Origin of the sequence: Stenotrophomonas sp. PI_27, assembly GCF_027854495.1 — a bacterium.
Taxonomy (GTDB): domain Bacteria; phylum Pseudomonadota; class Gammaproteobacteria; order Xanthomonadales; family Xanthomonadaceae; genus Stenotrophomonas; species Stenotrophomonas pavanii.
In genome coordinates this window covers 1-23,870 of sequence record NZ_JAJNOF010000007.1, presented here as the reverse complement: position 1 = coordinate 23,870, position 23,870 = coordinate 1, and the positions used below count along the sequence as shown (strand labels likewise).

The following is a 23,870-nucleotide window of genomic DNA, read 5'->3' as shown; positions in this document are numbered from 1 at the left end:
GCCGGCGTATCGCCACGCTGGCAACCCTGCAGCGCGCGCCGGATGCGCGTGCTGCTTTCCTCCCATTGTCGAGAGTTTCCATGTCCCCGCTTCGCCGTTCCCCTGCCCTGCTCTGCCTGGCCCTGCTGCCGGTGTTCGCCGCCCCGATCGCTTACGCCAAGGATGACCACTGGACCTTCGAGCTCGCCGCCGGGGGCGGCGTGGCACCACGCTACAGCGGCAGTGAGGAGTATCGTGCAACGCCCTCGCTGTCGTTCGATGCCACCGCGCCGGGGGGCTGGTTTCTGGGCACCAGTGGCATCGGCTGGGGCACCTCCCTCGGCGAGCACACCCGCGTGCGGGCCTATGTGGGTGCCAGTGGTATCCGCAAGGACAAGGACTCGCTGCTTGGCGGTTCCGACTTCCTGCGCGGCATGGGTGATATCGATGCCCGTCCCCTGGTCGGCGTCTCGGCGGGTTATACGCTGGGCGAAGCCGTGCTGAGCGGCTCCTGGCAGTTCACCCGCAAGGATGAGGACAAGGCCGAGAATGGCCTGGCCACCCAGCAGATCCATCTGAACCTGACCCTGCCGCTGTTCGACCTGGCCGGCGGCGTGGTCAGCGCCAGCGTCTCCACCGACTACGGCAACCGCGGTTACCTGCAGACCTGGTACGGCGTCAGTCCGGCACAGGCGGCGCGCACCGGCTTTGCCGAACACACGCCGAAGGCCGGCCTGGTCAGCGCCGGTGTCGGCCTGAAGTGGAGCCACCGCGTCGGCCGCAACGGCAACTGGTACATCTCGGCCGAAGCCACGCGCCTGCTCGGCGATGCGGCCGACAGCCCGATCGTGCAGAAGGCAAACCAGTTCGGGCTGATGAGCGGTTACACCCACCGCTTCTGATGCATGAAGGGCGCCGCTGGGCGCCCTTTCCTTCTGCGGTCAGCGGCAGGCCGGCGCGTCGCCGCTGCCGCACAGCCCGACCTCGCGCAGCCAGCCGATCCACTGCACGACGTCCTCCTTCTCCGGCTCGGAGCGGAACGACTTCTGCACGGTGTGGAAGCCCTGCCTGCCCTGCATGCCCTTGATCCAGGTGAACTCGGGCTTGCCTGTCCCCGGATTCTGCGGGCAGCCGAGCATCAGCAGGGCGAAGGGCCGTCCCCCTTCTTCACCTTCGCGGATCCAGTGGCTCTGCGCCGCCGGACAGGCGATGCGCCACCCCGCCTCGATGATGCCGAGGAACTCACGGGGACTCACATGGCCACTGTTCGGCGCATCGTTGACGGTGACCATGTCGGTCCAGTCGTGCACGGTCTGGCCCTGTGGCACGTACTCGGTGATGCGGTTGCCTTGCGCGTCGGTGCTCTGGTGGGCCTGCTGGTAGCCCTTCATCGGCGGCAGCTGGACCTGTTCGGCGGCCGCAGCGTGTCCACAAACAGCAGCCAACGCCAGCGTCATGCAGAGTGAAGCCCTGCGGGCAACGTCCATGCGGTTCTCCTCATCCTTGCGAAAGTGAAACAGGACCGTCGTGCGCTGCCAAGGCTCGGATGGCGCCCCAGCCATGGCCGGGGCGCCACCGGTTCAAGCCTTGGCGAAGACCAGGCGACCACCGTCGTTGCCGACTTCGATGGTATCGCCGTTGACGAAGGCGCCGGACAGGATCTGCTGCGCCAGCGGGTTTTCCAGCTGCGACTGGATCGCACGCTTCAACGGGCGCGCGCCGTACACCGGATCGAAGCCGACGTTGCCAAGCAGGTCGAACGCCGCATCGGAGACCGCCAGCTTCAGCCCGCGCTCGGCCAGGCGCTTCTCCAGCCCGCGCATCTGGATGCGCGCGATCTGCTTGATCTGCTGCTTGTCCAGCGGGTGGAACACCACGATGTCGTCCAGGCGGTTGATGAACTCCGGACGGAAGTGCGCCTGCACCACGCCCATCACCGCTGCCTTCATCTGCGTGTAGGCCTCCGGACTGTCGTCGGCGCTCATGTCCTGGATCTGGTGCGAGCCCAGGTTCGAGGTCATCACGATGACGGTGTTGCGGAAGTCCACGGTGCGGCCCTGGCCATCGGTCAGGCGGCCATCGTCCAGCACCTGCAGCAGGATGTTGAACACATCCGGATGCGCCTTCTCCACTTCGTCGAGCAGGATCAGCGAGTACGGGCGACGACGCACCGCCTCGGTCAGGTAGCCGCCTTCCTCGTAGCCGACATAGCCCGGGGGCGCACCGATCAAGCGGGCGACGCTGTGCTTCTCCATGAACTCGCTCATGTCGATGCGGATCATCGCGTCGGCGCTGTCGAACAGGAACTCGGCCAGCGACTTGCACAGCTCGGTCTTGCCGACGCCGGTCGGGCCAAGGAACAGGAACGAGCCGGCCGGGCGATTCGGATCGGACAGGCCTGCACGCGAGCGGCGCACCGCATCGGAGACGACCTTGATCGCTTCCTCCTGGCCGACCACGCGGTTGTGCAGCACCTCTTCCATGCGCAGCAGCTTGTCGCGCTCGCCTTCGAGCATCTTGTTGAGCGGAATGCCGGTCCAGCGCGATACGACCTCGGCGATCTCCTCGTCGGTCACGCGATCCTGCACCAGCTTGAAGTCCTTGTGCTCGGCTTCCTGGGCCGCGGCCAGCTGCTTTTCCAGCTGCGGCAACAGGCCGTACTGGATCTCGCTCATCTTGGCGAAATCCTGGCGGCGCTGCGCGGCCTCCAGCTCCAGCTTGGCCTGCTCGACCTGTTCCTTGATCTTGGTGGCGCCCTGCAGCGCGGCCTTCTCCGACTTCCAGATTTCATTGAGGTCGGAGAACTCGCGCTCCAGCCCGTCGATGTCGTTTTCCAGGTCGGCCAGGCGCTGCCGCGAGGCCTCGTCCTTCTCCTTCTTCAGCATCTCGCGCTGGATCTTCAACTGGATCACCCGGCGCTCCAGCCGATCCAGCTCCTCCGGCTTGGAGTCGATCTCCATGCGCAGGCGCGAGGCAGCCTCGTCCATCAGGTCGATGGCCTTGTCCGGCAGCTGGCGGTCGGTGATGTAGCGGTTGGACAGCGTGGCGGCGGCCACGATGGCCGGGTCGGTGATCTCCACCCCGTGGTGCACGGCGTACTTTTCCTTCAGCCCGCGCAGGATCGCGATGGTGTCCTCCACCGACGGCTCACCGACGAAGACCTTCTGGAAGCGGCGCTCCAGCGCAGCGTCCTTCTCGATGTACTTGCGGTATTCGTCCAGCGTGGTCGCACCGATGCAGTGCAGCTCGCCGCGTGCCAGCGCCGGCTTCAGCATGTTGCCGGCATCCATCGCGCCGTCGGCCTTGCCCGCGCCGACCATGGTGTGCAGCTCATCGATGAACAGGATGATCTGGCCTTCGTTCTTGGCCAGGTCGTTGAGCACACCCTTCAGGCGCTCCTCGAATTCGCCGCGGAACTTGGCCCCGGCAATCAGCGCGCCCATGTCCAGCGACAGCACGCGCTTGCCGCGCAGGCCTTCGGGTACTTCGTCGTTGATGATGCGCTGGGCCAGCCCTTCCACGATCGCGGTCTTGCCCACGCCCGGCTCGCCGATCAGCACCGGGTTGTTCTTGGTCCGGCGCTGCAGCACCTGGATGGTGCGGCGAATTTCCTCGTCACGGCCGATCACCGGGTCGAGCTTGCCGCTCTCGGCACGCGCGGTCAGGTCGATGGTGTACTTCTCCAGCGCCTGCCGCTGTTCCTCGGCATTCTCCGACTGCACGTTCTCACCGCCACGCAGCTTGTCGATCGCCGCCTGCAGGCGGGTCTTGTCGGCACCGGCGGCGCGCAGCGCCATGCCCAGCGTGCCGCCGTCGTCCAGCGCCGCCAGCACGAACCACTCGCTGGCAATGAAGGCGTCCCCGTGCTGCTGCGCCAGCTTGTCGGTCTGGTTCAGCAGGCGCCCCAGATCGTTGCCCATCGAGACGTTGCCGGCCTGGCCGGATACCTTGGGCAGTGCGTCCAGCGCCTCGGTCAGGCGCTCGCGCAGCACCGGCACGTTCACCCCGGCCTGGGCCAGCAGTGGGCGCGTGCTGCCACCCTGCTGGTCCAGCAGCGCGCTGAACAGGTGGACCGGTTCGATGATGCTGTTGTCGCGGCCCACGGCCAACGACTGTGCGTCTGCCAGCGCCTGCTGGAAACGCGAGGTGAGCTTGTCCATCCGCATTGCGAATCCTCATCGGTCATCAGGGCCGGCCTGGGCCGGCAATGCTGGAAAGATGCGGTTGCCCCACCCGGTTTCAAGGGTGGCTGCGACTGCACCCCGGGGCCAGTCAGCCTGCGGCCAGCATGCCGGAGCGGGTGTGGTCGGCGCGTTGATCCCGATCAGTCCGGGGCGGCGGACCGGCTCAGCGGGTGATCGCGGTGCGGATCGCCCGCAGCTGCTGCTTGACCGCATGCACCTGGGCTGCGTCCATGCGCAGCAGCGCCTTCTGGCCGACCGAGCGCGACTGCAGGGTGGGATCGACAAAGCGGTAGCGGCCGCGCGCATCGCGCTGCACCGCCGGGGGCTGCGCCAGTTCCGGGGTCTCCAGCAGGTGGTCGATGACTGCTACCAGACGGTCGTTGAAGTAACCCTCGGGCCGGCCCAGGTCGACGTAGGCCTGCTGGATCAGCGGATAGAAGCGCTTGTAGGCGGTGGCCGTTGCCGCCGGGTCGAGCGCGGTGAAGGCCTGCACGTAGGGCGCGTAGCGCGCCGCGTTGCTGGCGGCGATGCGTTCGCCGCCCTCGGCGGGTTCGACCTGCAGGCTGCCCGGCAGCGGTCGCGCGGCCAGCGCGGTCGGCGGCACGCTGGGCGTGTCCAGGTTGTCGAGCTGGGTAACCAGGCGCTGGATCAGGTGGTCGCGCAGCAGCAGGGTCAGTGGCCCCTCGCCCTGGAACAGCTGGCTCAATGCGCCCCAGGCGGCCGCATCGCTGTCGGCCAGCGTCGGCAGCGCCGGGTCAGCCGCGGCCTCGGTATCCAGCGGATGCCTGATCGGCGGTGGTGCCGGCGCGGGCTGCGCGGCCGCCTGCGGTTGTGGCGGCGCGCCGGTACTGGCGGGGGTTGATTGCACGGGTACCGCAACACCGTCTGCCATGTGCTTCAGCTGATCGCGGAACAACCAGCCGCCCGCGCCACCGATCACCACCATACCCAACACCCAGGGCCAGACCGCCTTTCCGCTCTGCATGATGCAGCACCTCGTATCACACGCATGGAAAGGGTGTGACCCCCACGGTTGCAACGGGTTCCCCGCCTGTTCCGCTGCCGTTGGGGTTCGCCTGCACCCGTGTCGCGCTCACGCCTGCTTTGCATGCTTCGCGCGAGGCTGTACGCCTTGCACTGTGGAGGCACCACCATGCAGTACGCGCTGTATTACTGGACCGGCATCCAGGGCCGTGGCGAGTTCGTGCGGCTGGCGCTGGAAGACGCCGGCGCCGACTACATCGACATGGCGCGGGTGCACGGCGATGCAGTGATGCAGTCGTTCCTGGAGGGCCGCAGCGAAGGCGCACAGCCCTTCGCGCCGCCGTTCCTGAAGGCCGGTCGCCAGGTCATCGCGCAGGTCGCCGCGATCCTGGATTTCCTTGGCCCGACGCTGGACCTGGTGCCGCAGGCCGCATCGCGGCGGATGCAGGCGCTGCAACTGCAGCTGACCATCGCGGATCTGGTGGCCGAGGTGCATGACACCCACCATCCGATTGCCGCGTCGAAGTACTACGAAGAGCAGAAGACCGAAGCCAAGGCACGTGCCGCGTCACTGCGCAGCGAGCGCCTGCCGAAGTTCCTCGGCTACTTCGAACAGGTGCTGGCCGCCAACGGTGGCCGCCATGCCCTGCGCGAGCATTCGTATGTCGATCTGTCGCTGTTCCAGCTGCTGAGCGGGCTGGACTACATGTTCCCGCAGCGCATGCAGGCGCTCGGCCCTACCGTGCCCCTGCTGCGGGCGTTGCAGGAGCGGGTGGCGAAGCGACCGAACATCGCCGCCTATCTGGCGTCGGAGCGGCGGTTGCCGTTCAACACCAACGGCATCTTCCGCCATTACCCCGAACTGGACGCCGAACGGTAGTGCCGGCCGCTGGCCGGCAGCTGCACCCTCCGCCCGAAGCCCACAGGTAGTGCCGGCCGCTGGCCGGCAGCTGCACCATTCGCCCGAAGCCCACGACGGTGCCGGCCAGCGGCCGGCACTACCGGGGGGGTCAGCTGTTCCCACCCAGCGGCTGCACCGGCTGTTTCTGCAGCGACAACAACCCCAGCAGCAGTGCCAACGCCACATAGGCACCGGCAAACTGCCAGCTGATGATGCGCGCCAGGCCGTCCAGGTCCCATGGCAGGTAGATGCCACCGCGCGGATCCACCGAATGGATCAGGCCGAACAGGGTCAGCCCGGCGGCCACCAGCAGGACGCCACAGGCACGGCGCAGGCGGCCATCGACCATCGCCGCCACGGCCGAGATCCACAGCATCGAGGTGATGATGAAGCCATTGCCCAGGGTGAAGATCACCGCCAGCTCCGGCAGACCGTGGCCGTCAAGCTTGGTCAGCAGCTGCGGCAGCTGGTCCGGTGCGATCCAGCCGGGCGCCTTGATCGCCAGCAGGTAAGCCACCGACGGCAGGAAACCGAACACCATCGCGCCGGTGTGGTGACGCGGCGTCGCCTGGAAGGCCTGGGTGGTGATGTCGATGGCCACGTACACGATGATCGGCGCCAGCACCGCCAGCGGCAGCCATTGCACCAGCCCGGAGATGATGCCGAGCATGCCGCCGATACCGACGAACAGGCCGGTCAGCAGCGTGTAGCCGCTGCGCGCGCCCATGTGCTTGTACGCTGGCTGGCCGATGTACGGTGTGGTCTGCGCGACGCCGCCGCAGATGCCGGCCACCAGCGTGGCCACCGCTTCCACCAGCAGAATGTCGCGGGTGCGATAGTCATCACCGGCCGCACGCGCGCTTTCAGAGACGTTGATGCCGCCGACCACCATCAGCAGGCCGAACGGCAGCAGCAGCGGCAGGTAGGTCATCGCGGTGGGCAGGCCGTCGAGGAAGCCCAGCGTCGGCAGCGGCAGCACCACCTGCGGCGGCACCCACTCCGGCACATGGAAGCCGGGCGCGCCCAGCCCGGCCAGGCCGAGGCCGTAATACAGCACGGTGCCGAACACGAAGGCCAGCAGCACGCCCGGACCACGCACCGGCAACTTGCCCTTGGCGATCAGCACATACAGCAGCAGGCCCAGCGTGGTGAAGCCGACCAGCGGCGAGCGCAGCGTTTCCAGCAGCGGCAGCAGGCCCATCAGCACCAGCGCAATGCCGGCAATGGAGCCCAGCAGCGCCGCACGCGGCAGCGCGCGGGTGACTGCTTCGCCGAAGAACGACAGCACGAACTTGAGCACGCCCATGATGACCAGCGCGGCCATGCCCAGCTGCCAGGTGGCGATGCCTGCGGCATGCGGATCCATGCCTTGCTGCTTGAAGGCGATGAAGGCCGGGCCGAGCACCAGCAGGGCCATGCCGATGCTGGTGGGAGCATCCAGGCCGAGCGGCATGGCGGTGACATCGTCGCGGCCGGTACGCGCAGCCAGCCGACGCGCCATCAGCGTGTACAGCAGGTTGCCGACCAGCACGCCGAAGGCCGTGCCGGGGAACATGCGGCCGAACACCACGTCGGCGGGGAACTGGAAGATCCCGACCAGGGCCATGGCGATGAAGCCGAGGATGGAGAGGTTGTCGACGACCAGGCCGAAGAAGCCATTGAAGTCGCCGGCGACGAACCAGCGACGCGGTGCGGCGGAAGCGGGAGCGGACATGGAAGGGGCGGAGGGGGTGGGGAGCGCCGATGGTAGGCCCAGCAGGGCCCGGGCGCCAATTCCGCGGTGGAATGATGGGTTCCAGCGGACGGCGGGCCCCGCGTGGCTGGTCGCGGGTAGAGTCGACTGTCAGTCGACTGGCATTGCGCGTTGGGCCGGTCGGGGTGGGCAGCGCAGGACGCGCCGTAAACCCGTCCTTGGGGGGCTCGATGGCGCCATCCATGGCGCCAACGGTCCTGCGCAGCCCATCCCGACCGGCCCCTGACAGTTTCCTGCGCGTGCCAGCCACGGAAGAACATCAAAAGATCCAAAGCCAAGCCAGGCTCTCGCTGCAGTGCCGGGCCCATGCTCGGCTGCTGTACGCGACGCCTCTGAGCCGAGCATGGCCCGGCAGTACAAGAACAATTCGATCATTTCCACGCTATCCACGCATGGCGTGGATCTACCGTGTCGACCAAGGTTGGCGCCTACCCAAGAATGGCCGCCGTTGCTTCCGAGGTGGCCGGCCAACGGCCGGCACTACCGCGGGTGCAGGGCGCAGCCCTGCATCCTCGCCCTACTTCTTCAGGAAGTTGTCCACCAGCAGATGCTTCACGTCGTCGAAGCGGCCATTCAACACCGCCTTGGCGGCATACAGCGCCGTACCGGCCACCTGCTTGGCCTCGATCTGCGGCGGCATCACCAGTTCGGCGCGGCTGGTATGCACGTCCAGCAGCGCCGGGCCGCGCTGGGACAGGAAATCCAGCACCGCTTCTTCCAGATCCTCGCTGCGGGTCACCGTGCGGCCGTGGAAGCCGATCACCTCGGCCAGGCGGCCGAAGTCCGGGTTCTTCAGGTCGGTGTAGTTGTCCAGCAGGCCTTCCACCTTCTGCTCCAGCTCGACGAAGTTCAGCGAGCCGTTGTTGAACACCACCACCTTGATCGGCAGGTTCTCCTGCACTGCCGTGAGCAGGTCACCCAGCAGCATCGCCAGGCCACCATCACCGGATAGGGAGATCACCTGCCGCCCGGGGAAGGCCTTCTGCAGGCCCAGCGCCTGCGGCATCGCGTTGGCCATCGTGCCGTGCAGCAGGCTGGTCAGCGTGCGGCGACGGCCGTTGACGCGGATGTGGCGCAGCACCCACACCATCGGCGAGCCGCCGTCAGCAGTGAACAGCGCATCATCGCTGGCGTGCCTGGACAGCAAGGCGGTCAGGTGCTGCGGGTGGATCAGTTCACCCTCGCCCGGTTGTTCTTCCTGCTCGCGCGTCTTCAGTGCCTTGTCGCGACGCTCGATGCATTCGTCCAGGAAGCTGCTGTCCTCACGCGGCGGCAGCATCGGCAGCAGCGCGTCCAGGGTCGGTGCGATGTCACCGACCACGCCGAGGTTCACCGGATGGCGGCGGCCGAGGTGGCTGCCATCGCGGTCGACCTGGATGATCGTGGCCTTGTCCGGGTAGAACTGGCCCCAGGCGAAGTCGGCGCCGAGCAGCAGCAGCGTGTCGCACGCCATCAGCGTGTGGAAGCCGGATTCGATGCCGAAGATGCCGGTCATGCCCATGTTGTACGGGTTGTCCGGCTCGACGAAATCCTTGGCGCGCGAAGTATGCGCAACCGGCGCCTGCAGGCGCCGGGCCAGTTCCAGCAGCTGCGCGTGTGCGCCCTGGCAACCGGCACCGGCGTAGATGCCAATGCGCTTGCCCTGCCCCAGCAGTTCGGCGATGCGCTGCAGTTCGGCATCCGCCGGACGCAGCACCGGCTGGGTGTAGTGCACCGAGAACGGCACATCGTGCTTCACCTCAGCCTGGCTGATGTCGGCCGGCAGGATCACTACCGCCACGCCGCGGCGGCTGATCGCCGCCTGGCAGGCCAGGGCCACGACGCGACGCGCCTGCTCCGGGCTGTGCACCTGTTCGCAGAACACCGTACAGCTGCCATAGACCGCCTTGAAATCCACTTCCTGCGGAAATTCCATGCCCAGCTCACTGGTCACTACCTGGCTGGCGATCAGCACCATCGGTGCACGGTTGCGATTGCTCTCGAAGACGCCATTGATGAAGTGCAGGCCACCGGGACCACAGGAACCCGCACAGGCGGTCAACTCGCCACTCACCAGCGAATCGGCGCCGGCAGCGAAGGCGGCCACTTCTTCGTGGCGTACATGTACCCAGTCGATTTCACTGCGGTGCAGGGCATCGGTGACGTGATTCAAGGTATCGCCGACGATGCCATAACAGCGGCGGACGCCCGCCTGCTGCAGGGTATCGACAACGATCTCGGCAACGCGCTTGCTCATCGGAGACATCCTCGAGGGGAGAACATCCGAGGCTAGACCCGAAGAAGTGATGCCTCCGTGGGCAAGGCGCACATCACCTCGATAGGCAAACTACCGGCGGAGATCGAGTCAATCGTTGACGTTGATCCAGCCCACCACCTCACCCTGCCTGGGGTTGCGGTAGCGCAGCTTCACCCAGCCGTCCCGTTCATCCAGCAGTTCCACGCGGTCGCCTTGGACCAGGTAACGCCTGGTGCTGGATGCGCCGGGTTGGTCGAACAGGAACAGGCGCGCGGGCACCACGGTGGCCTGCCGACCACGCAACGGTCCATCCGGCGGAGCACCCAGGCCATCGGCGATGGCACTTTCCAGCACGCGGCCGGCGGCATCATAGGTGCGCCAGACTGCCAACGGGCCCTGCTCGTCGGTCTGGTTCCACTGCAGCGCGGCGTTCAACGTATCGCCCAGCATCAGCACGCGCTCGGCGCGGTACAGATGGAGTGTCGCGCCTGCGAAGCGATACTGGTCGGTGTACCACATCGGGCCGCTGCGGCAGCTGCTGGTCAGCGTGCGGCTCGGACGGTCGACCGTCAGCCCCATCAGCTCACCGCAGCTGTCCTTGCCGTGGGTCTCGGCCTGCAGCACGCGGAATGCCTCAACGGCCGGATCGAACCGGTACACCGCCACCGCTTCGTTGACCATGCCTACCGGAGCGCGTGCGACCAGTTCCGGGTAACCATCGAAATCGACATCTTCGAGCGACCAGCGCGAATTGCCGTCGGCATCGGCCGCGCCGGCCAGCGTCTGGCGCTTGCCCGAGGGTGACAGCTGCACCGCGATGCTGCCGTCCTGCTGCGGATCGGCATGCGCCTGCACATGCGCGGCCACCTGGAAGCGCAGCGTTTCTCCGTCGTCCCCACCCGCCTGCGCCGTCGGTGCCAGTACGCCTGCCAATGCCAGGCCCAGCAGGCATTTCCTGTAGTTCATCATTGCTCCCTGCGGCACCGCGGCGGCACCTTCAACTCAGAACGATACCTCGACCGCCTGCCGCGACCACAGCACCGACTGATGCCGGGTCTGCTGCTTCCACGCCAGGCGGATCGCCTCGATGTCGGCGCGGCGCTGCGGGGTGTCCTCGTGCAGCACCACCAGCACCTTGGTGCGCAGGCGGTTGGGCGCGGCATCGCCGCGGAACAGCCACTGGCCGTAGGCATCAAACACGGTCAGGCCGTCCGGGAAGCGCGGCGTTACTTCCTTGTCCAGGAAGGCGCGCCACTGCGCGTCGCTGATGGTGTCGGCCTGCGGGCGGTTGCCGGCCCCCTGCTCCTCGCCCACCCCGAAGTACAGCTCGCTGCGCACCCAGCCATGGCCGGCGGAAGGGCGGGCAGCATCGCCCTTCAGTTCGGCGGTGGTGGCCGTGGCATAGGCGCTGGGCGCCTGCGAAGACAGGCTGGCGCAGCCACTGGTGGCCAGCAGCACGGCGAAGACGAGGCCAAGGTGTTTCATCGGTACAGCTCCGGGGAAGGGGGACAGGGCGAGCCGGCAGCGTACAGCGCCACCGGCCCGGCGTGCTGATGCCAACCGGGCATCAGCTCATGCCGGACCGGCAGGGACTTGCATCGGCACCGGCCATCACGCGAAGATAATATATCGCTTCATCCGGATGGATGTAAGTGAAACTATCTCCCCCTTCCCCGTCGTCGTTGTTGCTGGAGCCCCCCATGTCCGCCCGCCTGCCCGCGTCGCCGCTCGGCCTCGCCATCGCCCTCGCGCTTTCCTCCGCTGCCGCCCCGGCCCTGGCCCAGGACGCCACCAACCTGGACACCGTGATCGTCACCGGCACCCGTGCCGCAGACCGCACCGTGCTCGAATCCACCTCGCCGGTGGATGTGCTCACCGCCGAGGACATCCGCAAGGCCGGCGTGGTCAACGGCGAACTGGGCAGCGCGCTGCAGGCGCTGCTGCCGTCGTTCAACTTCCCGCGCCAGTCCAACTCCGGTGGCGCCGACCACGTGCGCGCGGCGCAGTTGCGTGGTCTGTCGCCGGACCAGGTGCTGGTGCTGGTCAACGGCAAGCGCCGCCACCACACCGCACTGGTCAACACTGACAGCAAGATCGGCAAGGGCACCACCCCGGTCGATTTCAATTCGATCCCGGTCAGCGCGATCAAGCGCATTGAAGTGCTGCGCGATGGTGCCGGTGCGCTGTACGGATCGGACGCCGTGGCCGGCGTGATCAATGTGATCCTCGACAACGGCGGCGACGGTGGCGAGATCGAGGCCAGCTACGGTGCCAACCACACCGACCTCAAGCCGATCGGCCGCACCCTCACCGACGGCCAGACCGGCAACATCAACGCCAAGGTCGGCACCTCGCTGGGCGAGGACGGCGGCTTCCTGCGCGTCGGCCTGGAATACAAGCACCGCAACGGCACCAACCGCGCCGGCTTCGACCAGATTCCGCCGTGGGACCAGACGCCGGACAACCTGGCGCTGCAGGGCAAGCGCAACTACGTGCTGGGCGATGGCAAGAGCAAGGACATCAACCTGTGGCTGAACACCGAGGTCCCGGTGGGACAGACCTCGACGTTCTACGCGTTCGGTACCTTCAACCAGCGTGACACCGAAGGCGCCAACTACTTCCGCTATCCCGATGGCGAGGCCAACTGGAAGCAGGTCTATCCGAACGGTTACCGGCCCATTTCCGAAGGCGAGAACCGCGACGTGCAGGCCGTGGCCGGCGTGCGCGGGCAGTGGGGCGAATGGAGCTACGACGGCAGCCTGGATTACGGCCAGAACGACTTCACCTACCGCCTGCGCGATTCGCTCAACGCCTCGCTGGGCCCGACCAGCCCGACCCGCTTCAAGACTGCCGATTACCAGTACGCACAGACGGTGGGCAATCTCGATCTGAGCCGCGTGTTCACCCAGAGCGACAGCATCAGCCACACCCTGGGCCTGGGCGTGGAAGCGCGCCATGAGCGCTACCAGACCCGCCCCGGCGACCCGGCCAGCTATGCGGCCGGCCCGTACACCGACCGCCCGACCGGTTCGCAGGCCGGTGGCGGCCTGACCCCACAGGACGCCGCCACCCTGGCGCGCGACTTGGCCAGCGCCTATGCCAGCCTGTCCAGCCAGTTCGGCGATCACTTCTCCAGCGATCTGGCCGCCCGCTACGAGCACAACGACGACTTTGGCGGCGAACTGACCGGCAAGCTCGGCCTGCGCTACGAATTCACCCCGGCGTTCGCATTGCGCGGTGCCATCTCCAACAACTTCCGCGCGCCGTCGCTGGCGCAGATCGGCTACGAATCCACCTCCACCGGTTACAACGCCGGCGGCCAGCTGGTGCAGGGCCGCCTGCTGTCGGTCAACAATCCGATCGCGCGTGGCTTGGGTGCGCAGAACCTGAAGCCGGAGAAGTCGATCAACACCTCGCTGGGCTTCACCAGCCGCATCGGCGAGCACTTCGACCTGTCACTGGACTTCTTCCAGATCGACATCGATGACCGCATCGCGCTGTCGGAGAGCATCACCGGTGACGCACTGACTGATTACGTGGCCGCCAACTACGGCGTCAGCGGACTGCAGAGCGCCAGCTTCTTCGTCAATGCCGCCGATACCCGCACCCGTGGCGCCGAGCTGGTAAGCAACTGGCGGCAGTCGCTGGGCGATGGCCAGCTGCTGCTGACCGGCACCTACGCCTACACCAAGACCACGCTGAAGAATGTACTGGCCACGCCGGCGCAGCTGCGCGCCCTGAACCCGGACTACGTACTGTTCGGCATCGAGGAAACCAACACCCTGACCGATGCCACCCCGCGCACGCGTGGCAGCTTCTCGGCCGCCTGGAACAACGACCACTGGTCGCTGAGCACCCGCGTGAACCGCTACGGCAGCGCCACCCGCGTGTTCAATTTCGGCGATGGCTACATCCCGCGCCAGACCTACCAGGCCGAGTGGCAGCTGGATGCGGAAGTGGAGTACCGCATCACCCCGCGCTGGAGCGTGGCCATCGGCGGCCAGAACCTGACCGACAACTACCCGGATCGATCCAACAACGACATCTACTACTTCGGCAACCTGCCGTACGACGTGCTGTCGCCGATCGGCAGCAACGGTGCGTATTACTACGGCCGCGTCCGCTATACGTTCTGACTCGCCAGTCTGGTAGGTAGTGCCGGCCGCTGGCCGGCAACCTCAGGGTGCCGGCCAGCGGCCGGCACTACCCCGATCAGTAGCCTGTCCTCGACCCCACGTACACGCCGGCGCTGGCAGGCTGGGCGTCATGGCTGAATCGCTCCCCCTGCGTCCGCCACCGCCATTGCTGGACGACGCCTGTGCGTTGTTTCTCGATGTCGATGGCACCCTCGTCGAATTCGCTGCACGACCGGATGCCGTGCAGCTCCTGCCGGATGTGCGTGAAGCCATCGGCCGCATCAGTGACCGCCTGGAAGGCGCCGTGGCACTGGTCAGTGGCCGACCGCTTGAACAGCTGGACCAGCTGTTCGCTCCCCTCCAGCTGCCTGCCGCCGGCCTGCATGGGCATGAGTTGCGCGGCCACGATGGTCGCGTGCTGCGCGACGAACACGATGACGACACCGCCGAATGGCTGCACGCACTGCACCAGCAGGCGATGCGCTTCGCCCACGGCCATCCCGGCGTGCTGGTGGAGGACAAGGGCGTCGGCCTGGCCCTGCACTGGCGCGGCGCGCCGCACGCGGCCAGTGACGTGCGCACCTTTGCCAACCGCCACGTGCGCGGCCGGCCCGGTTACCGCCTGCAGCCGGGCGACCACGTGGTCGAATTCGTTCCGGTAGGCAGCGACAAGGGGCGCGCCGTGCGCCGGATGATGCAGTACCTGCCCTTCCGCGGCCGTCTTCCGGTCTTCCTCGGCGATGACCTCACCGATGAATTCGGCTTCGACGCCGCCAACGTCCAGCACGGCTGGAGCGTGCTGGTGGGTGAACGTGAACCCAGCGCGGCGGTGTTTGCGCTGCCCGACATACGCAGCGTGCACGCCTGGCTGCGTGAGAATGCCTATTGACCCGGCCAACCCCCACGGCCGCAACCGAGATGTACCGCGTGATGACCCAACCCGATCTTGATCTGGGCGTGGTCGGCAACGGCAGCTTCGGCGCCTTGGTCGACAAACATGCCCGCGTCGTCTGGAGCTGCCTGCCCACCTTCGACGGCGACCCCACCTTCTGCGCCCTGCTCGGCCCCAACCAGCAGACCGGCGGCGACTTCGCCATCGAACTGGAAGACTTCGCCGGCAGCGAGCAGGAGTACCTCACCAACACGGCGATCCTGCGTACCGTCCTGCGCGACGCGCACGGCGGCGAGCTGGAAATCCTCGACTTCGCCCCACGCTGGCGGCAGAACGACCGCTTCTACCGGCCGGTCAGCCTGATCCGCCAGGTGCGCCCGCTGGCCGGCAGCCCACGCATCACCGTGCGTGCGCGCCCGCTGGCTGACTGGGGCGCACGCGTGCCGGAGTCGACCTGGGGCAGCAACCATGTGCGCTGGATCCTGCCCGAGCACGTGCTGCGGCTGACCACCGATGTGCCGGTGCGCTTCGTGCGCGATGGCCTGCCGTTCGTGCTCAACCATCCCATCCACCTGATCCTGGGCGTGGATGAGTCGCTCAACCGCTCGATCAGCGGTTATGTGCAGGAAGCCTTCCAGCGCACCCGCGACTACTGGCGCGAATGGGTGCGCTACCTGTCCATCCCGCTGGAATGGCAGGACGCGGTGATCCGCAGCGCGATCACCCTGAAGCTGTGCCAGTACGAAGACAGCGGCGCGATCATCGCGGCGATGACCACCTCCATTCCGGAAGCGCCGGGCAGCGTGCGCAACTGGGACTACCGCTACTGCTGGCTGCGCGACGCGGCCTTCGTGGTGCGGGCGTTGAACCGTCTCGGCGCGACGCGCACGATGGAACAGTTCCTCGGCTACATCTTCAACCTGGCCACCACCGACGGCACGCTGCAGCCGCTGTATGGCATCGGCTTCGAAGCGAAGCTGGACGAAGATGAGGTTCCCAGCCTGTCCGGCTACCGCGGCATGGGCCCGGTGCGCCGTGGCAACCTGGCCTGGGTACAGCGCCAGCACGATGTCTACGGCAGCGTGGTGCTGGCCTCCACGCAGCTGTTCTTCGACCGCCGCCTGCAGGATCCCGGCGACGCACACACCTTCGCCCGCCTCGAACCGCTGGGCGAACAGGCCTTCGCCCTGCATGACGTGCCCGATGCGGGCCTGTGGGAGTTCCGTGGCCGCACCGAGGTGCACACCTACACCAGCGCGATGTGCTGGGCCGCCTGCGACCGCCTGTGCAAGATCGCCGTGCGCCTCAAGCGCGATGACCGTGCGCACTATTGGCGCGAGCGCGCCGACACCATCCATGCGCGCATCATGGCTGAGTCCTGGAATGAGGAACTGGGCCACTTCACCGATACCTTCGGCGGCCATCGCTTGGACGCCTCGCTCCTGCTGCTGGCCGACATCGGCTTCATCGACGCGATGGACGCCCGCTTCATCGCCACCGTCGATGCGATCGGCCGCGACCTCAAGCATGGCAATTCGCTGTACCGCTATGTCGCGCCGGATGACTTCGGCGAGCCGGAGACCAGCTTCACCATCTGCACGTTCTGGTACATCGATGCGCTGGCGGCGATCGGGCGCATGGACGAGGCGCGCGAGATGTTCGAGCTGCTGCTGAAGCAGCGCAACCACCTGGGCCTGCTGTCGGAGGATCTGGCCTTCGACAGCGGCGAGGCCTGGGGCAATTTCCCGCAGACCTATTCGCACGTCGGCCTGATCACCGCCGCGATGCGCCTGTCGCGGTCCTGGCAGGAGGCATCGTGAGTCGTCTGGTCGTGGTTTCAAATCGTGTGGCCGTACCCGGCGAGAACCGCGCCGGCGGCCTGGCTGTCGGCCTGCTGGCCGCCCTGAAGGAACGCGGCGGCCTGTGGTTCGGCTGGAGCGGCAAGACGGTAAAGGATGGCAGCGGTACGCTGCACCGGCAGAAGGACGGTGACATCGACTACGTCACCATGGACCTGAGCAAGCGCGAGGTGGACGGCTACTACAACGGCTTTGCCAACCGCACGCTGTGGCCGCTGCTGCACTTCCGCCTGGATCTGGTCGACTACGACCGTGCCACCCGCGAGACCTACCACAAGGTCAATGCGCTGTTCGCCGACAAGCTCGCGCCCTTGCTGCGCGAGGACGACATCGTCTGGATCCACGACTACCACCTGATCCCGCTCGGTGCACTGCTGCGCGAGCGCGGCATCGGCTGCCGCATCGGCTTCTTCCTGCATATCCCGATGCCCTCGGCCGACCTGCTGCAGGCGATGCCCGATCACCTGCGGTTGTTTTCCGCGCTCTACGCGTATGACCTGGTGGGCTTCCAGACCCAGCGCGATGCCGATCGCTTCCAGACCTACCTGCGCCTGTTCGGCGGCGGTCGCGTGCTCGACAACGGTACGCTGGAAGCGCCGGGCGGGCGCCGTTTCCGCGCAGCGGCGTTCCCGATCGGCATCGACACCGAGCTGATCGCGCGCCAGGCCGGCACCGCGGCCACCAAGACCGCAGTGAAGAACCTGCGCGCCAGCCTGCGCGACCGCCAGCTGGCGATCGGCGTGGATCGCCTGGACTACTCCAAGGGCCTGCCCGAGCGCTTCCTTGGCTTTGAACGCTACCTGCAGCGCCATCCCGACCAGCGCGGCTCGCTGACCTACCTGCAGATCGCCCCGGTCTCGCGCGGCGATGTCACCGAGTACCGGCAGCTGCGCAGCCAGCTGGAACAGATCGCCGGGCACATCAACGGTGGCCACGCCGAACCTGACTGGACACCGCTGCGCTACGTCAACCAGAACTTCACCCATGCCACCCTCACCGGCTTCTACCGGGCGGCGGCGGTGGGGCTGGTCACGCCGCTGCGTGATGGCATGAACCTGGTGGCCAAGGAGTACGTGGCCTCGCAGGACCCGGAGGATCCCGGCGTGCTGGTGCTGTCGCTGCTGGCCGGCGCCGCCGACGAACTCAAGCAGGCACTGCTGGTGAACCCGCACGACCTGGATGGCGTTGCCGACGCCATCGCCACCGCGGCGACGATGTCGCTGCGCAAGCGCAAGGAGCGCTGGCACGCCATGATGGAACACCTGCGCACCTACGACATCAACCACTGGCGCCGCAGCTACCTGGACGCGCTGGAAGGCTGAAGGAAAAAAGGGGACGGAGGGGATTAAGTCGTTTATGCACAAACGACTTAATCCCCTCCGTCCCCTTTTCTTCAATCCAGGAATCGCGCGGCCTGCTCCGGTACAGGCAGGTGGCAGGCGTCATGCCGGCCGAACCAGCGATAGCGGTTCCGTGCGAGCGCGCGATAGGCTGCATCGCGCCAGCGACGCGGCACCATCCGCATTACGCCGCTCAGGCGCCATGCACTGCCCAGCCCGGCCAGTACACGCAGGATCGCATCGGTATCGGTCCACGCGCCCTGCGCGTCCAGCAGCAGGAACGACGCCGGGTCCTGCGGGTCCAGCCCGTACGCGCGCAGCAGCGCACTGCCCCGCTCGCCCTGCATCGCTGCAAAGCGATAACGTTGCTTGCGGTCGAAACGCAGCAGGAAGCGCACCCAGCGATTGCACAGGGCACATACGCCATCGAACACGATCACCGGGTTGCCCGCCCCGGCGGCGGCCTCACTGCGGTTCGAGCCAGCCTTCATAGCGGATCAGGGCTCCCACCCAAGGCAACGTCACATCAACCCGGAAAGTGTAACGCTCGCCCTCCCCGGCCTCCCGGCACTGCACGCCCGCAAACCACCGTGCCGGCAGCGGCAGCAGCCCGAACGCCCAGACCCGCCGCACCGACCAGTCGATGCCACCTTCGCGGGCCTGCAGCGCGAACTCGAAACGCACCGCGCCCAGCTGCTCGCGCAGATGCCCCTCATGCGCCCACAGCCGCGACACCATCGGCCAGCGGCCGAACCGTCGCGCCCACTGCTCGCCCTGCCGGTAGTGGTTGAACGCCACCTCGGTGGGCAGCGCGTCACCGTCCTGTGGCAACCGCGCCAACGCAGCCAGCAGCGGCACCAGCCAGTGCCGCCCCCTCACGATGCGCGCCTGTCCCACGTAGCGGCAGGGCAACGGCGCGGCATGCAGCGCCTGCACTGGCCCTGCCAGGGTGGCGAAGGCCGGCCCCAGCACGCGCGCGAACAGCGGCGCAGTCAGGGCGCGATCCAGGCCAGGGTCGCCATGCGCCCCGTACGACGGTCGCGCCGGTGCGAATACAGGTCCGGATCGGCCATGGTCGACACCGTGCCGCCATACACCTGTGCCGGGTCCATCCCCGCAGACTGCAGGCGCTGCCGCGCCAGGGCGAACAGGTCCACCTTCCAGTGGCCTGCGCGGGTGGCCACGAACGCCGCCTCGGCGGCCGGATCATGGCCGACGAAGGCGTGATAGACCTCCTCGCCGATCTCATAGTCGGCCGGCCCGGCGGCCGGGCCCAGCCAGGCCCGCAGCTGCGCCGGCGGCGTCTGCAGGGCGGCCACCGTGGCCTCCAGCATGCCGTCGGCCAGCCCACGCCAGCCGGCATGGGCCGCGCCCACCTCGCTGCCATCGGCGGCGGCGAACACCACCGGCAGGCAGTCGGCGGTCAGGATCGCCAGCACCACGCCCGGCACCGAGGTTACCGCCGCGTCGGCCACCGGCTCGCTCGCGCCGGGCACCGGCGGTGCATCGAAGCGCAGCACGGTGCTGCTGTGCACCTGGCGCAGCCAGTGCGGTGCCGACGGCAGTGCCAGCCCCTGTTGCAGCAGCTGGCGGTTGTGCTCCACGTTGGCCGGGGTATCCCCATCGGCCGCGTGCCGGTTGCCCAGGTTGAACTGCGCGAACGGCGCCGGCGAGATGCCCGCGCCGTGCCGGCGCGTGGTCAGCGCATGGACGCCTGCGGGCGCCGGCCAGTCGGCCTGCAGCAACGGCAGCGCGGCTGCCATCACCAGCGGTCCCGCTCGCGGGCGGCGAAGGCTTCGCTGTCTTCGCGCAGCACCTTCATCAGGTGCAGCATGTCCTCTGGCACCGGCGCGGTATTGCGCACCGCCTCACCGGTGATCGGGTGCGTGAACTCCAGGGTCTCGGCGTGCAGTGCCTGGCGCTTGAAGCCGCGCAGCGCGGCGACCAGTTCGTCGCTGGCGCCCTTGGGCAGCTTCAGCGCGCCGCCGTACAGCGGGTCGCCGATGATCGGATGGCGCACGTGTGCCATGTGCACGCGGATCTGGTGGGTACGGCCGGTTTCCAGGCGGCACTCCAGCGCGGTGTGCGCCCGGAAGCGCTCGCGCAGGCGGTAGTGGGTCACCGCTTCCTTGCCGTCCTCGCGCACTGCCATCTTCAGGCGGTCACGCGGGTGGCGGTCGATCGGGGCATCGGCGGTACCACCGGCCACCAGCGCGCCCATCACGATGGCGAGGTACTGGCGGTGCACGTCACGTGCCGCCAGCTGCTCGACCAGCGCGGTCTGCGCTTCCAGGGTCTTGGCCACCACCATCACGCCGCTGGTGTCCTTGTCCAGGCGGTGCACGATGCCGGCGCGCGGCAGCACCGCCACCGACGGATCGCGGAACAGCAGCGCGTTGACCAGGGTGCCGCTGTGGTTGCCGGCACCCGGATGGACCACCAGGCCGACCGGCTTGTTGATCACCAGCACGTGCTCGTCCTCGAACAGCACGTCCAGCGGGATGTCCTCCGGCAGCGCGTCGGTCTGGGTTTCCAGCACCACATTGAGGGTCACAACCTCGCCGCCGCGCAGCGGATCGCGCGGGCGCACCTGGGCACCGTCCAGCAGGACCTCACCGGCCTTGATCCACTCGGTCAGCCGCGAACGCGAGTATTCGGGGAACAGTTCGGCCACGACCGCGTCGAAACGGCGGCCGGCGGCGGTGTCGGGGACGATGGCCTGGCGGGCCGATTCAGAGGGTTGTTCAGACATGGCAGGGGGCATTCTTTGAAATTTTGGGGTCCCGGCGGCCGGTTTCAGTCGCTGGACAGGACACTAGGCTATCATCGACCCTTCGTATTCCAGCCGCGTCCCGCCTCGACCCCATGATCCGACGCTCCGCCATGCTCTCCGCGCCCGTCCGCCTCACCGCCCTGCTGCTGGTGCTGGTCATCGCCGCAACCGGCTGCCACCGCGGCGCCAAGAAGGGTGATCGCCCCGACGAAGGCGTGCCGGTCGAACAGCTGTACGAGAAAAGCCACAAGCTGATGCAGGGCGGCAACTGGAGCGGCGCCGAAGCCAGCTTCCGTCGCCTGGTGGCCCAGTATCCCTACGGCCCGTACACCGAGCAGGCGATGATCGAAACCGCCTACGCCCAGTACAAGGCCGGCAAGCACGATGACGCCGTGTCCAGCATCGACCGCTTCATCCGGACCTACCCGACGCACCGCAACATTGCGTACCTGTACTACCTGCGCGGCCTGGCCAACTCCAATCGCAGTACGGTTTTCCTGCGCCGCGTATGGTCGCTGGATGCCAGCCGCCGCGACCTGTCCACGCCGCACCAGGCGTACTCGGACTTCAACATCGTGGTTGATCGCTACCCGAACAGCCGCTATGCCGCCGATGCGCGCCAGCGCATGCTGGAGCTGCGTGACGTGTTTGCCCAGCACGAGCTGGACAACGCCCTGTACTACATGCGCCGCGGCGCCTGGGTCTCGGCCGTGGGCCGCGCCAACTATCTGCTGGAAACCTACCCGCAGAGCGCCTTCCAGTACGACGCCGTGGCCGTGCTGGCCGATTCCTACACCCACCTGGGCAACAAGACCCTGGCCGACGACGCCCGCCGCGTCCTGCAGCTGAACCAGCCGGACCACCCGTGGCTGGAAGGCAAGTGGCCGAAGTACCCGTGGATGATCCGCAAGCTGAACCCGTTCGCCGGCGAGAAGTCCGCCAGCACCGGCCAGCGCAACGCGCGACTGGAAAAGAAGTGAGAGAGGGCCCCGGAAGGGGCCTTTTCTTTGTCGGTCGATCCACGCCATGCGTGGACCACGACACTCGGAATGCTACGAATCCCCGGCGGTTGCGACGGCGGTCGCATCCTGCCCGGGCGTGGGTGTCCACACTGCGGCGCTGCGGCCACACCGGCCATCACGGAGCGCCCCATGCCGACACGGCCCTGTAGTTTCCGTTTCCTGTCCTGTCTTCTCGCCAGCGCCCTGCTGGCGCTGACCCTGGCGCCCGCGGCCTTCGCGCGGGGCGCACCGGGCGATCTGTTGTCTGCCGCGCCCTATCGCGCGCCCTGGGTGCCGTCCAGGGCCGCCCAGGCGTACAAGCTGCACTACCGCACCCCGGATCACCACGGCGCGCTGGCCGAAGGCACCGGCCTGCTGTACCTGCCCGCCGGCACGCCGCCCATCGGCGGTTGGCCGGTGGTGTCGTGGGCGCATGGCACCCAGGGCATTGCGGACCGTTGTGCGCCCTCGGTCTCCGGCCCCACCCATGCCGAACGCGACGGGCGCTTCCTGGACGTGTTCCTGGCCCGGGGCTATGCCGTCGCCGCCGCCGACTACCAGGGCCTGGGCAGCCCAGGCCGCCATGCCTACCTGCACGTGCGTACCGCGGCGCGCAACACCATCGACATGGTCAAGGCGAGCCGGCAGTACCTGGGCGCAGCAGCGTTGTCGCCGCGCTGGGTCTCGGTAGGCTATTCGCAGGGGGGCGCAGCCGCGCTGGTCGCCGGGCACCTGGCGGCTTCCCATGGCGGGCCCTCACTGCAGTACCGCGGCAGTTTCACCGCCGGAACGCCGACCGCCGTCGAACTGACCGCGCTGGTGATGAAACCCGACAACCGCACTGCCAATCCCGGCGCGCTCAACGCGTATCACGCGTACCTGCTCGACGGCCTGCTGCAGGTTGCGCCGCAGGTCGACCGGGTACTGAGCGATGCCGGGCGCGCCCGCATTGCACTGGCACGCGAGCAGTGCCTGGGTGATCTGGCCAGCACGCTCGACGGCATGGATACCGGCAGCATGTTCACTGCACCGCTGACCGGCGTGCCGGGCATCTGGACGATGCTGCATGACTACCTGGGCGTGCCGCGCCGCGGCTTCAGCCAGCCGCTGATGCTGGCCCATGGCAGCGAGGACCGCGATGTCCCCTATCTGACGACCCTGCTGTATGCCGCTGGCCTGGCCCTGCGCGGCGAGCCGGTCGCGTTCCGGCGCTATCCGGTCGACCACCGCGGCACACTGGACGCAGCGGCGGCCGATGGCCTGGCGTTCGTGCGTGCGCGACTGGAGGACGACGCCTTCAACGACGCTGCGGAGATCGCAGGCCTCGAACAAATGCTCGACGAAGCCCGGTAGATTCACGCCATGCCGGAGACGCGATCCAGGACGTTGCCGGCCAGCGGCCGGCACTACCGACCGCGGTAGATCCACGCCATGCGTGGATGCGCGCGATACGGGCTGCCGGCCAGCGGCCGGCACTACCGAGCACGGTAGATTCACGCCATGCGTGGATGCGCGGGATACGGGCTGCCGGCCAGCGGCCGGCACTACCGAACACGGTAGATCCACGCCATGCGTGGGTGCGCGGGATACGGGCTGCCGGCCAGCGGCCGGCACTACCGACCGCGGTAGATCCACGCCATGCGTGGGTGCGCGCGATACGGGCTGCCGGCCAGCGGCCGGCACTACCGAGCACGGTAGATCCACGCCATGCGTGGATGCGCGCGATACGGGCTGCCGGCCAGCGGCCGGCACTACCGAGCGCGGTAGATCCGCGCCATGCGTGGATGCACGGGATACGGGCTGCCGGCCAGCGGCCGGCACTACCGAGCGCG

The 23,870-nt window shown here is 67.8% G+C and carries 19 protein-coding genes; 8 read left to right on the top strand and 11 right to left on the bottom strand.

Annotated elements, in window-relative coordinates:
• The first annotated feature begins 80 nt into the window (after nucleotides 1–80).
• The gene (locus tag LRM18_RS10835) at nucleotides 81–881 is read left to right on the top strand and encodes a MipA/OmpV family protein (RefSeq protein ID WP_270954371.1); all 801 of its coding nucleotides are present in this window, start codon (nucleotides 81–83) and stop codon (nucleotides 879–881) included.
• Nucleotides 882–920: 39 nt separating this feature from the next.
• Here LRM18_RS10835 and LRM18_RS10830 read toward each other — a convergent pair whose 3' ends face one another.
• The 3 genes from LRM18_RS10830 to LRM18_RS10820 all read right to left on the bottom strand — a co-directional run bounded on the left by LRM18_RS10830 (nucleotide 921) and on the right by LRM18_RS10820 (nucleotide 5,148).
• The gene (locus LRM18_RS10830; protein WP_210240849.1) at nucleotides 921–1,466 is read right to left on the bottom strand and encodes a hypothetical protein; all 546 of its coding nucleotides are present in this window, start codon (nucleotides 1,464–1,466) and stop codon (nucleotides 921–923) included.
• A 93-nt stretch (nucleotides 1,467–1,559) separates the two neighbouring features.
• Nucleotides 1,560–4,145: an ATP-dependent chaperone ClpB gene (gene clpB, locus LRM18_RS10825; protein WP_270954368.1), complete on the bottom strand. Its 2,586-nt coding sequence runs from the start codon at nucleotides 4,143–4,145 to the stop codon at nucleotides 1,560–1,562.
• Between the two features lie 181 nt (nucleotides 4,146–4,326).
• Nucleotides 4,327–5,148 (bottom strand): DUF3014 domain-containing protein, encoded by an 822-nt coding sequence (locus LRM18_RS10820; protein WP_270954366.1) that lies wholly within the window; start codon nucleotides 5,146–5,148, stop codon nucleotides 4,327–4,329.
• Nucleotides 5,149–5,316: 168 nt separating this feature from the next.
• Here LRM18_RS10820 and LRM18_RS10815 point away from each other — a divergent pair, with 168 nt between their 5' ends.
• Nucleotides 5,317–6,027 (top strand): glutathione S-transferase, encoded by a 711-nt coding sequence (locus LRM18_RS10815; RefSeq protein ID WP_154331085.1) that lies wholly within the window; start codon nucleotides 5,317–5,319, stop codon nucleotides 6,025–6,027.
• A gap of 130 nt (nucleotides 6,028–6,157) precedes the next feature.
• Here LRM18_RS10815 and LRM18_RS10810 read toward each other — a convergent pair whose 3' ends face one another.
• From LRM18_RS10810 to LRM18_RS10795, 4 genes are all read right to left on the bottom strand, one after another.
• Nucleotides 6,158–7,762, bottom strand: a complete 1,605-nt coding sequence (locus LRM18_RS10810) for a membrane protein (RefSeq protein WP_049467574.1) — start codon at nucleotides 7,760–7,762, stop codon at nucleotides 6,158–6,160.
• A 556-nt stretch (nucleotides 7,763–8,318) separates the two neighbouring features.
• The gene (locus LRM18_RS10805) at nucleotides 8,319–10,037 is read right to left on the bottom strand and encodes a thiamine pyrophosphate-dependent enzyme (RefSeq protein ID WP_053506764.1); all 1,719 of its coding nucleotides are present in this window, start codon (nucleotides 10,035–10,037) and stop codon (nucleotides 8,319–8,321) included.
• Nucleotides 10,038–10,145: 108 nt separating this feature from the next.
• Nucleotides 10,146–11,003 (bottom strand): SH3 domain-containing protein, encoded by an 858-nt coding sequence (locus LRM18_RS10800; RefSeq protein WP_270954363.1) that lies wholly within the window; start codon nucleotides 11,001–11,003, stop codon nucleotides 10,146–10,148.
• 36 nt (nucleotides 11,004–11,039) lie between these two features.
• Nucleotides 11,040–11,522, bottom strand: a complete 483-nt coding sequence (locus LRM18_RS10795) for a DUF3574 domain-containing protein (protein WP_053461179.1) — start codon at nucleotides 11,520–11,522, stop codon at nucleotides 11,040–11,042.
• Nucleotides 11,523–11,737: 215 nt separating this feature from the next.
• On the opposite strand from LRM18_RS10795, the gene LRM18_RS10790 reads away from it, so the two are divergent.
• The 4 genes from LRM18_RS10790 to otsA all read left to right on the top strand — a co-directional run bounded on the left by LRM18_RS10790 (nucleotide 11,738) and on the right by otsA (nucleotide 18,246).
• Complete coding sequence (locus LRM18_RS10790) at nucleotides 11,738–14,173, top strand: TonB-dependent receptor (RefSeq protein ID WP_270954361.1); 2,436 nt, start codon at nucleotides 11,738–11,740, stop codon at nucleotides 14,171–14,173.
• A gap of 130 nt (nucleotides 14,174–14,303) precedes the next feature.
• Entirely contained in the window at nucleotides 14,304–15,062 is a 759-nt protein-coding gene (gene otsB, locus LRM18_RS10785; RefSeq protein ID WP_049467582.1) for a trehalose-phosphatase, read from the top strand.
• A gap of 41 nt (nucleotides 15,063–15,103) precedes the next feature.
• The gene (locus LRM18_RS10780) at nucleotides 15,104–16,885 is read left to right on the top strand and encodes a glycoside hydrolase family 15 protein (protein WP_049467587.1); all 1,782 of its coding nucleotides are present in this window, start codon (nucleotides 15,104–15,106) and stop codon (nucleotides 16,883–16,885) included.
• Complete coding sequence (otsA, locus tag LRM18_RS10775; RefSeq protein WP_270954357.1) at nucleotides 16,882–18,246, top strand: alpha,alpha-trehalose-phosphate synthase (UDP-forming); 1,365 nt, start codon at nucleotides 16,882–16,884, stop codon at nucleotides 18,244–18,246. Before LRM18_RS10780 ends, otsA begins: the two co-directional genes overlap by 4 nt.
• 71 nt (nucleotides 18,247–18,317) lie before the next feature.
• Here the strand turns inward: otsA and LRM18_RS10770 are convergent, their stop codons facing one another.
• The 4 genes from LRM18_RS10770 to rluD are packed head-to-tail and all read right to left on the bottom strand — an operon-like array spanning nucleotide 18,318 to nucleotide 21,016.
• Nucleotides 18,318–18,755 carry a thiol-disulfide oxidoreductase DCC family protein gene (locus tag LRM18_RS10770; protein WP_270954354.1) on the bottom strand — a complete coding sequence of 146 codons (438 nt, stop codon included), beginning with the start codon at nucleotides 18,753–18,755 and terminating at the stop codon, nucleotides 18,318–18,320.
• Nucleotides 18,730–19,236 (bottom strand): DUF4166 domain-containing protein, encoded by a 507-nt coding sequence (locus LRM18_RS10765; protein WP_064239072.1) that lies wholly within the window; start codon nucleotides 19,234–19,236, stop codon nucleotides 18,730–18,732. The genes LRM18_RS10770 and LRM18_RS10765 overlap by 26 nt, the downstream gene beginning before the upstream one ends.
• A 20-nt stretch (nucleotides 19,237–19,256) precedes the next feature.
• Nucleotides 19,257–20,027 carry a peptidoglycan editing factor PgeF gene (gene pgeF / locus LRM18_RS10760; RefSeq protein ID WP_049437910.1) on the bottom strand — a complete coding sequence of 257 codons (771 nt, stop codon included), beginning with the start codon at nucleotides 20,025–20,027 and terminating at the stop codon, nucleotides 19,257–19,259.
• Nucleotides 20,027–21,016, bottom strand: coding sequence for a 23S rRNA pseudouridine(1911/1915/1917) synthase RluD (rluD, locus tag LRM18_RS10755; RefSeq protein WP_270954349.1), 990 nt, complete (start codon nucleotides 21,014–21,016; stop codon nucleotides 20,027–20,029). The genes pgeF and rluD overlap by 1 nt, the downstream gene beginning before the upstream one ends.
• Before the next feature lie 113 nt (nucleotides 21,017–21,129).
• On the opposite strand from rluD, the gene LRM18_RS10750 reads away from it, so the two are divergent.
• Together LRM18_RS10750 and LRM18_RS10745 are read left to right on the top strand one after the other, a co-directional pair.
• Nucleotides 21,130–22,017, top strand: a complete 888-nt coding sequence (locus tag LRM18_RS10750; RefSeq protein WP_032960726.1) for an outer membrane protein assembly factor BamD — start codon at nucleotides 21,130–21,132, stop codon at nucleotides 22,015–22,017.
• A gap of 171 nt (nucleotides 22,018–22,188) precedes the next feature.
• The gene (locus LRM18_RS10745) at nucleotides 22,189–23,391 is read left to right on the top strand and encodes a lipase family protein (protein WP_270954339.1); all 1,203 of its coding nucleotides are present in this window, start codon (nucleotides 22,189–22,191) and stop codon (nucleotides 23,389–23,391) included.
• Nucleotides 23,392–23,870 lie beyond the last annotated feature (479 nt).

Excerpts from the sequence above, each read along its gene's own strand:
- LRM18_RS10835 (WP_270954371.1), top strand. The coding sequence starts at position 81 with ATGTCCCCGCTTCGCCGTTCCCCTGCCCTGCTCTGCCTGGCCCTGCTG.
- LRM18_RS10830 (WP_210240849.1), bottom strand. The coding sequence starts at position 1,466 with ATGGACGTTGCCCGCAGGGCTTCACTCTGCATGACGCTGGCGTTGGCT.
- clpB (WP_270954368.1), bottom strand. The coding sequence starts at position 4,145 with ATGCGGATGGACAAGCTCACCTCGCGTTTCCAGCAGGCGCTGGCAGAC.
- LRM18_RS10820 (WP_270954366.1), bottom strand. The coding sequence starts at position 5,148 with ATGCAGAGCGGAAAGGCGGTCTGGCCCTGGGTGTTGGGTATGGTGGTG.
- LRM18_RS10815 (WP_154331085.1), top strand. The coding sequence starts at position 5,317 with ATGCAGTACGCGCTGTATTACTGGACCGGCATCCAGGGCCGTGGCGAG.
- LRM18_RS10810 (WP_049467574.1), bottom strand. The coding sequence starts at position 7,762 with ATGTCCGCTCCCGCTTCCGCCGCACCGCGTCGCTGGTTCGTCGCCGGC.
- LRM18_RS10805 (WP_053506764.1), bottom strand. The coding sequence starts at position 10,037 with ATGAGCAAGCGCGTTGCCGAGATCGTTGTCGATACCCTGCAGCAGGCG.
- LRM18_RS10800 (WP_270954363.1), bottom strand. The coding sequence starts at position 11,003 with ATGAACTACAGGAAATGCCTGCTGGGCCTGGCATTGGCAGGCGTACTG.
- LRM18_RS10795 (WP_053461179.1), bottom strand. The coding sequence starts at position 11,522 with ATGAAACACCTTGGCCTCGTCTTCGCCGTGCTGCTGGCCACCAGTGGC.
- LRM18_RS10790 (WP_270954361.1), top strand. The coding sequence starts at position 11,738 with ATGTCCGCCCGCCTGCCCGCGTCGCCGCTCGGCCTCGCCATCGCCCTC.
- otsB (WP_049467582.1), top strand. The coding sequence starts at position 14,304 with ATGGCTGAATCGCTCCCCCTGCGTCCGCCACCGCCATTGCTGGACGAC.
- LRM18_RS10780 (WP_049467587.1), top strand. The coding sequence starts at position 15,104 with ATGACCCAACCCGATCTTGATCTGGGCGTGGTCGGCAACGGCAGCTTC.
- LRM18_RS10770 (WP_270954354.1), bottom strand. The coding sequence starts at position 18,755 with ATGAAGGCTGGCTCGAACCGCAGTGAGGCCGCCGCCGGGGCGGGCAAC.
- pgeF (WP_049437910.1), bottom strand. The coding sequence starts at position 20,027 with ATGGCAGCCGCGCTGCCGTTGCTGCAGGCCGACTGGCCGGCGCCCGCA.
- rluD (WP_270954349.1), bottom strand. The coding sequence starts at position 21,016 with ATGTCTGAACAACCCTCTGAATCGGCCCGCCAGGCCATCGTCCCCGAC.
- LRM18_RS10750 (WP_032960726.1), top strand. The coding sequence starts at position 21,130 with ATGATCCGACGCTCCGCCATGCTCTCCGCGCCCGTCCGCCTCACCGCC.
- LRM18_RS10745 (WP_270954339.1), top strand. The coding sequence starts at position 22,189 with ATGCCGACACGGCCCTGTAGTTTCCGTTTCCTGTCCTGTCTTCTCGCC.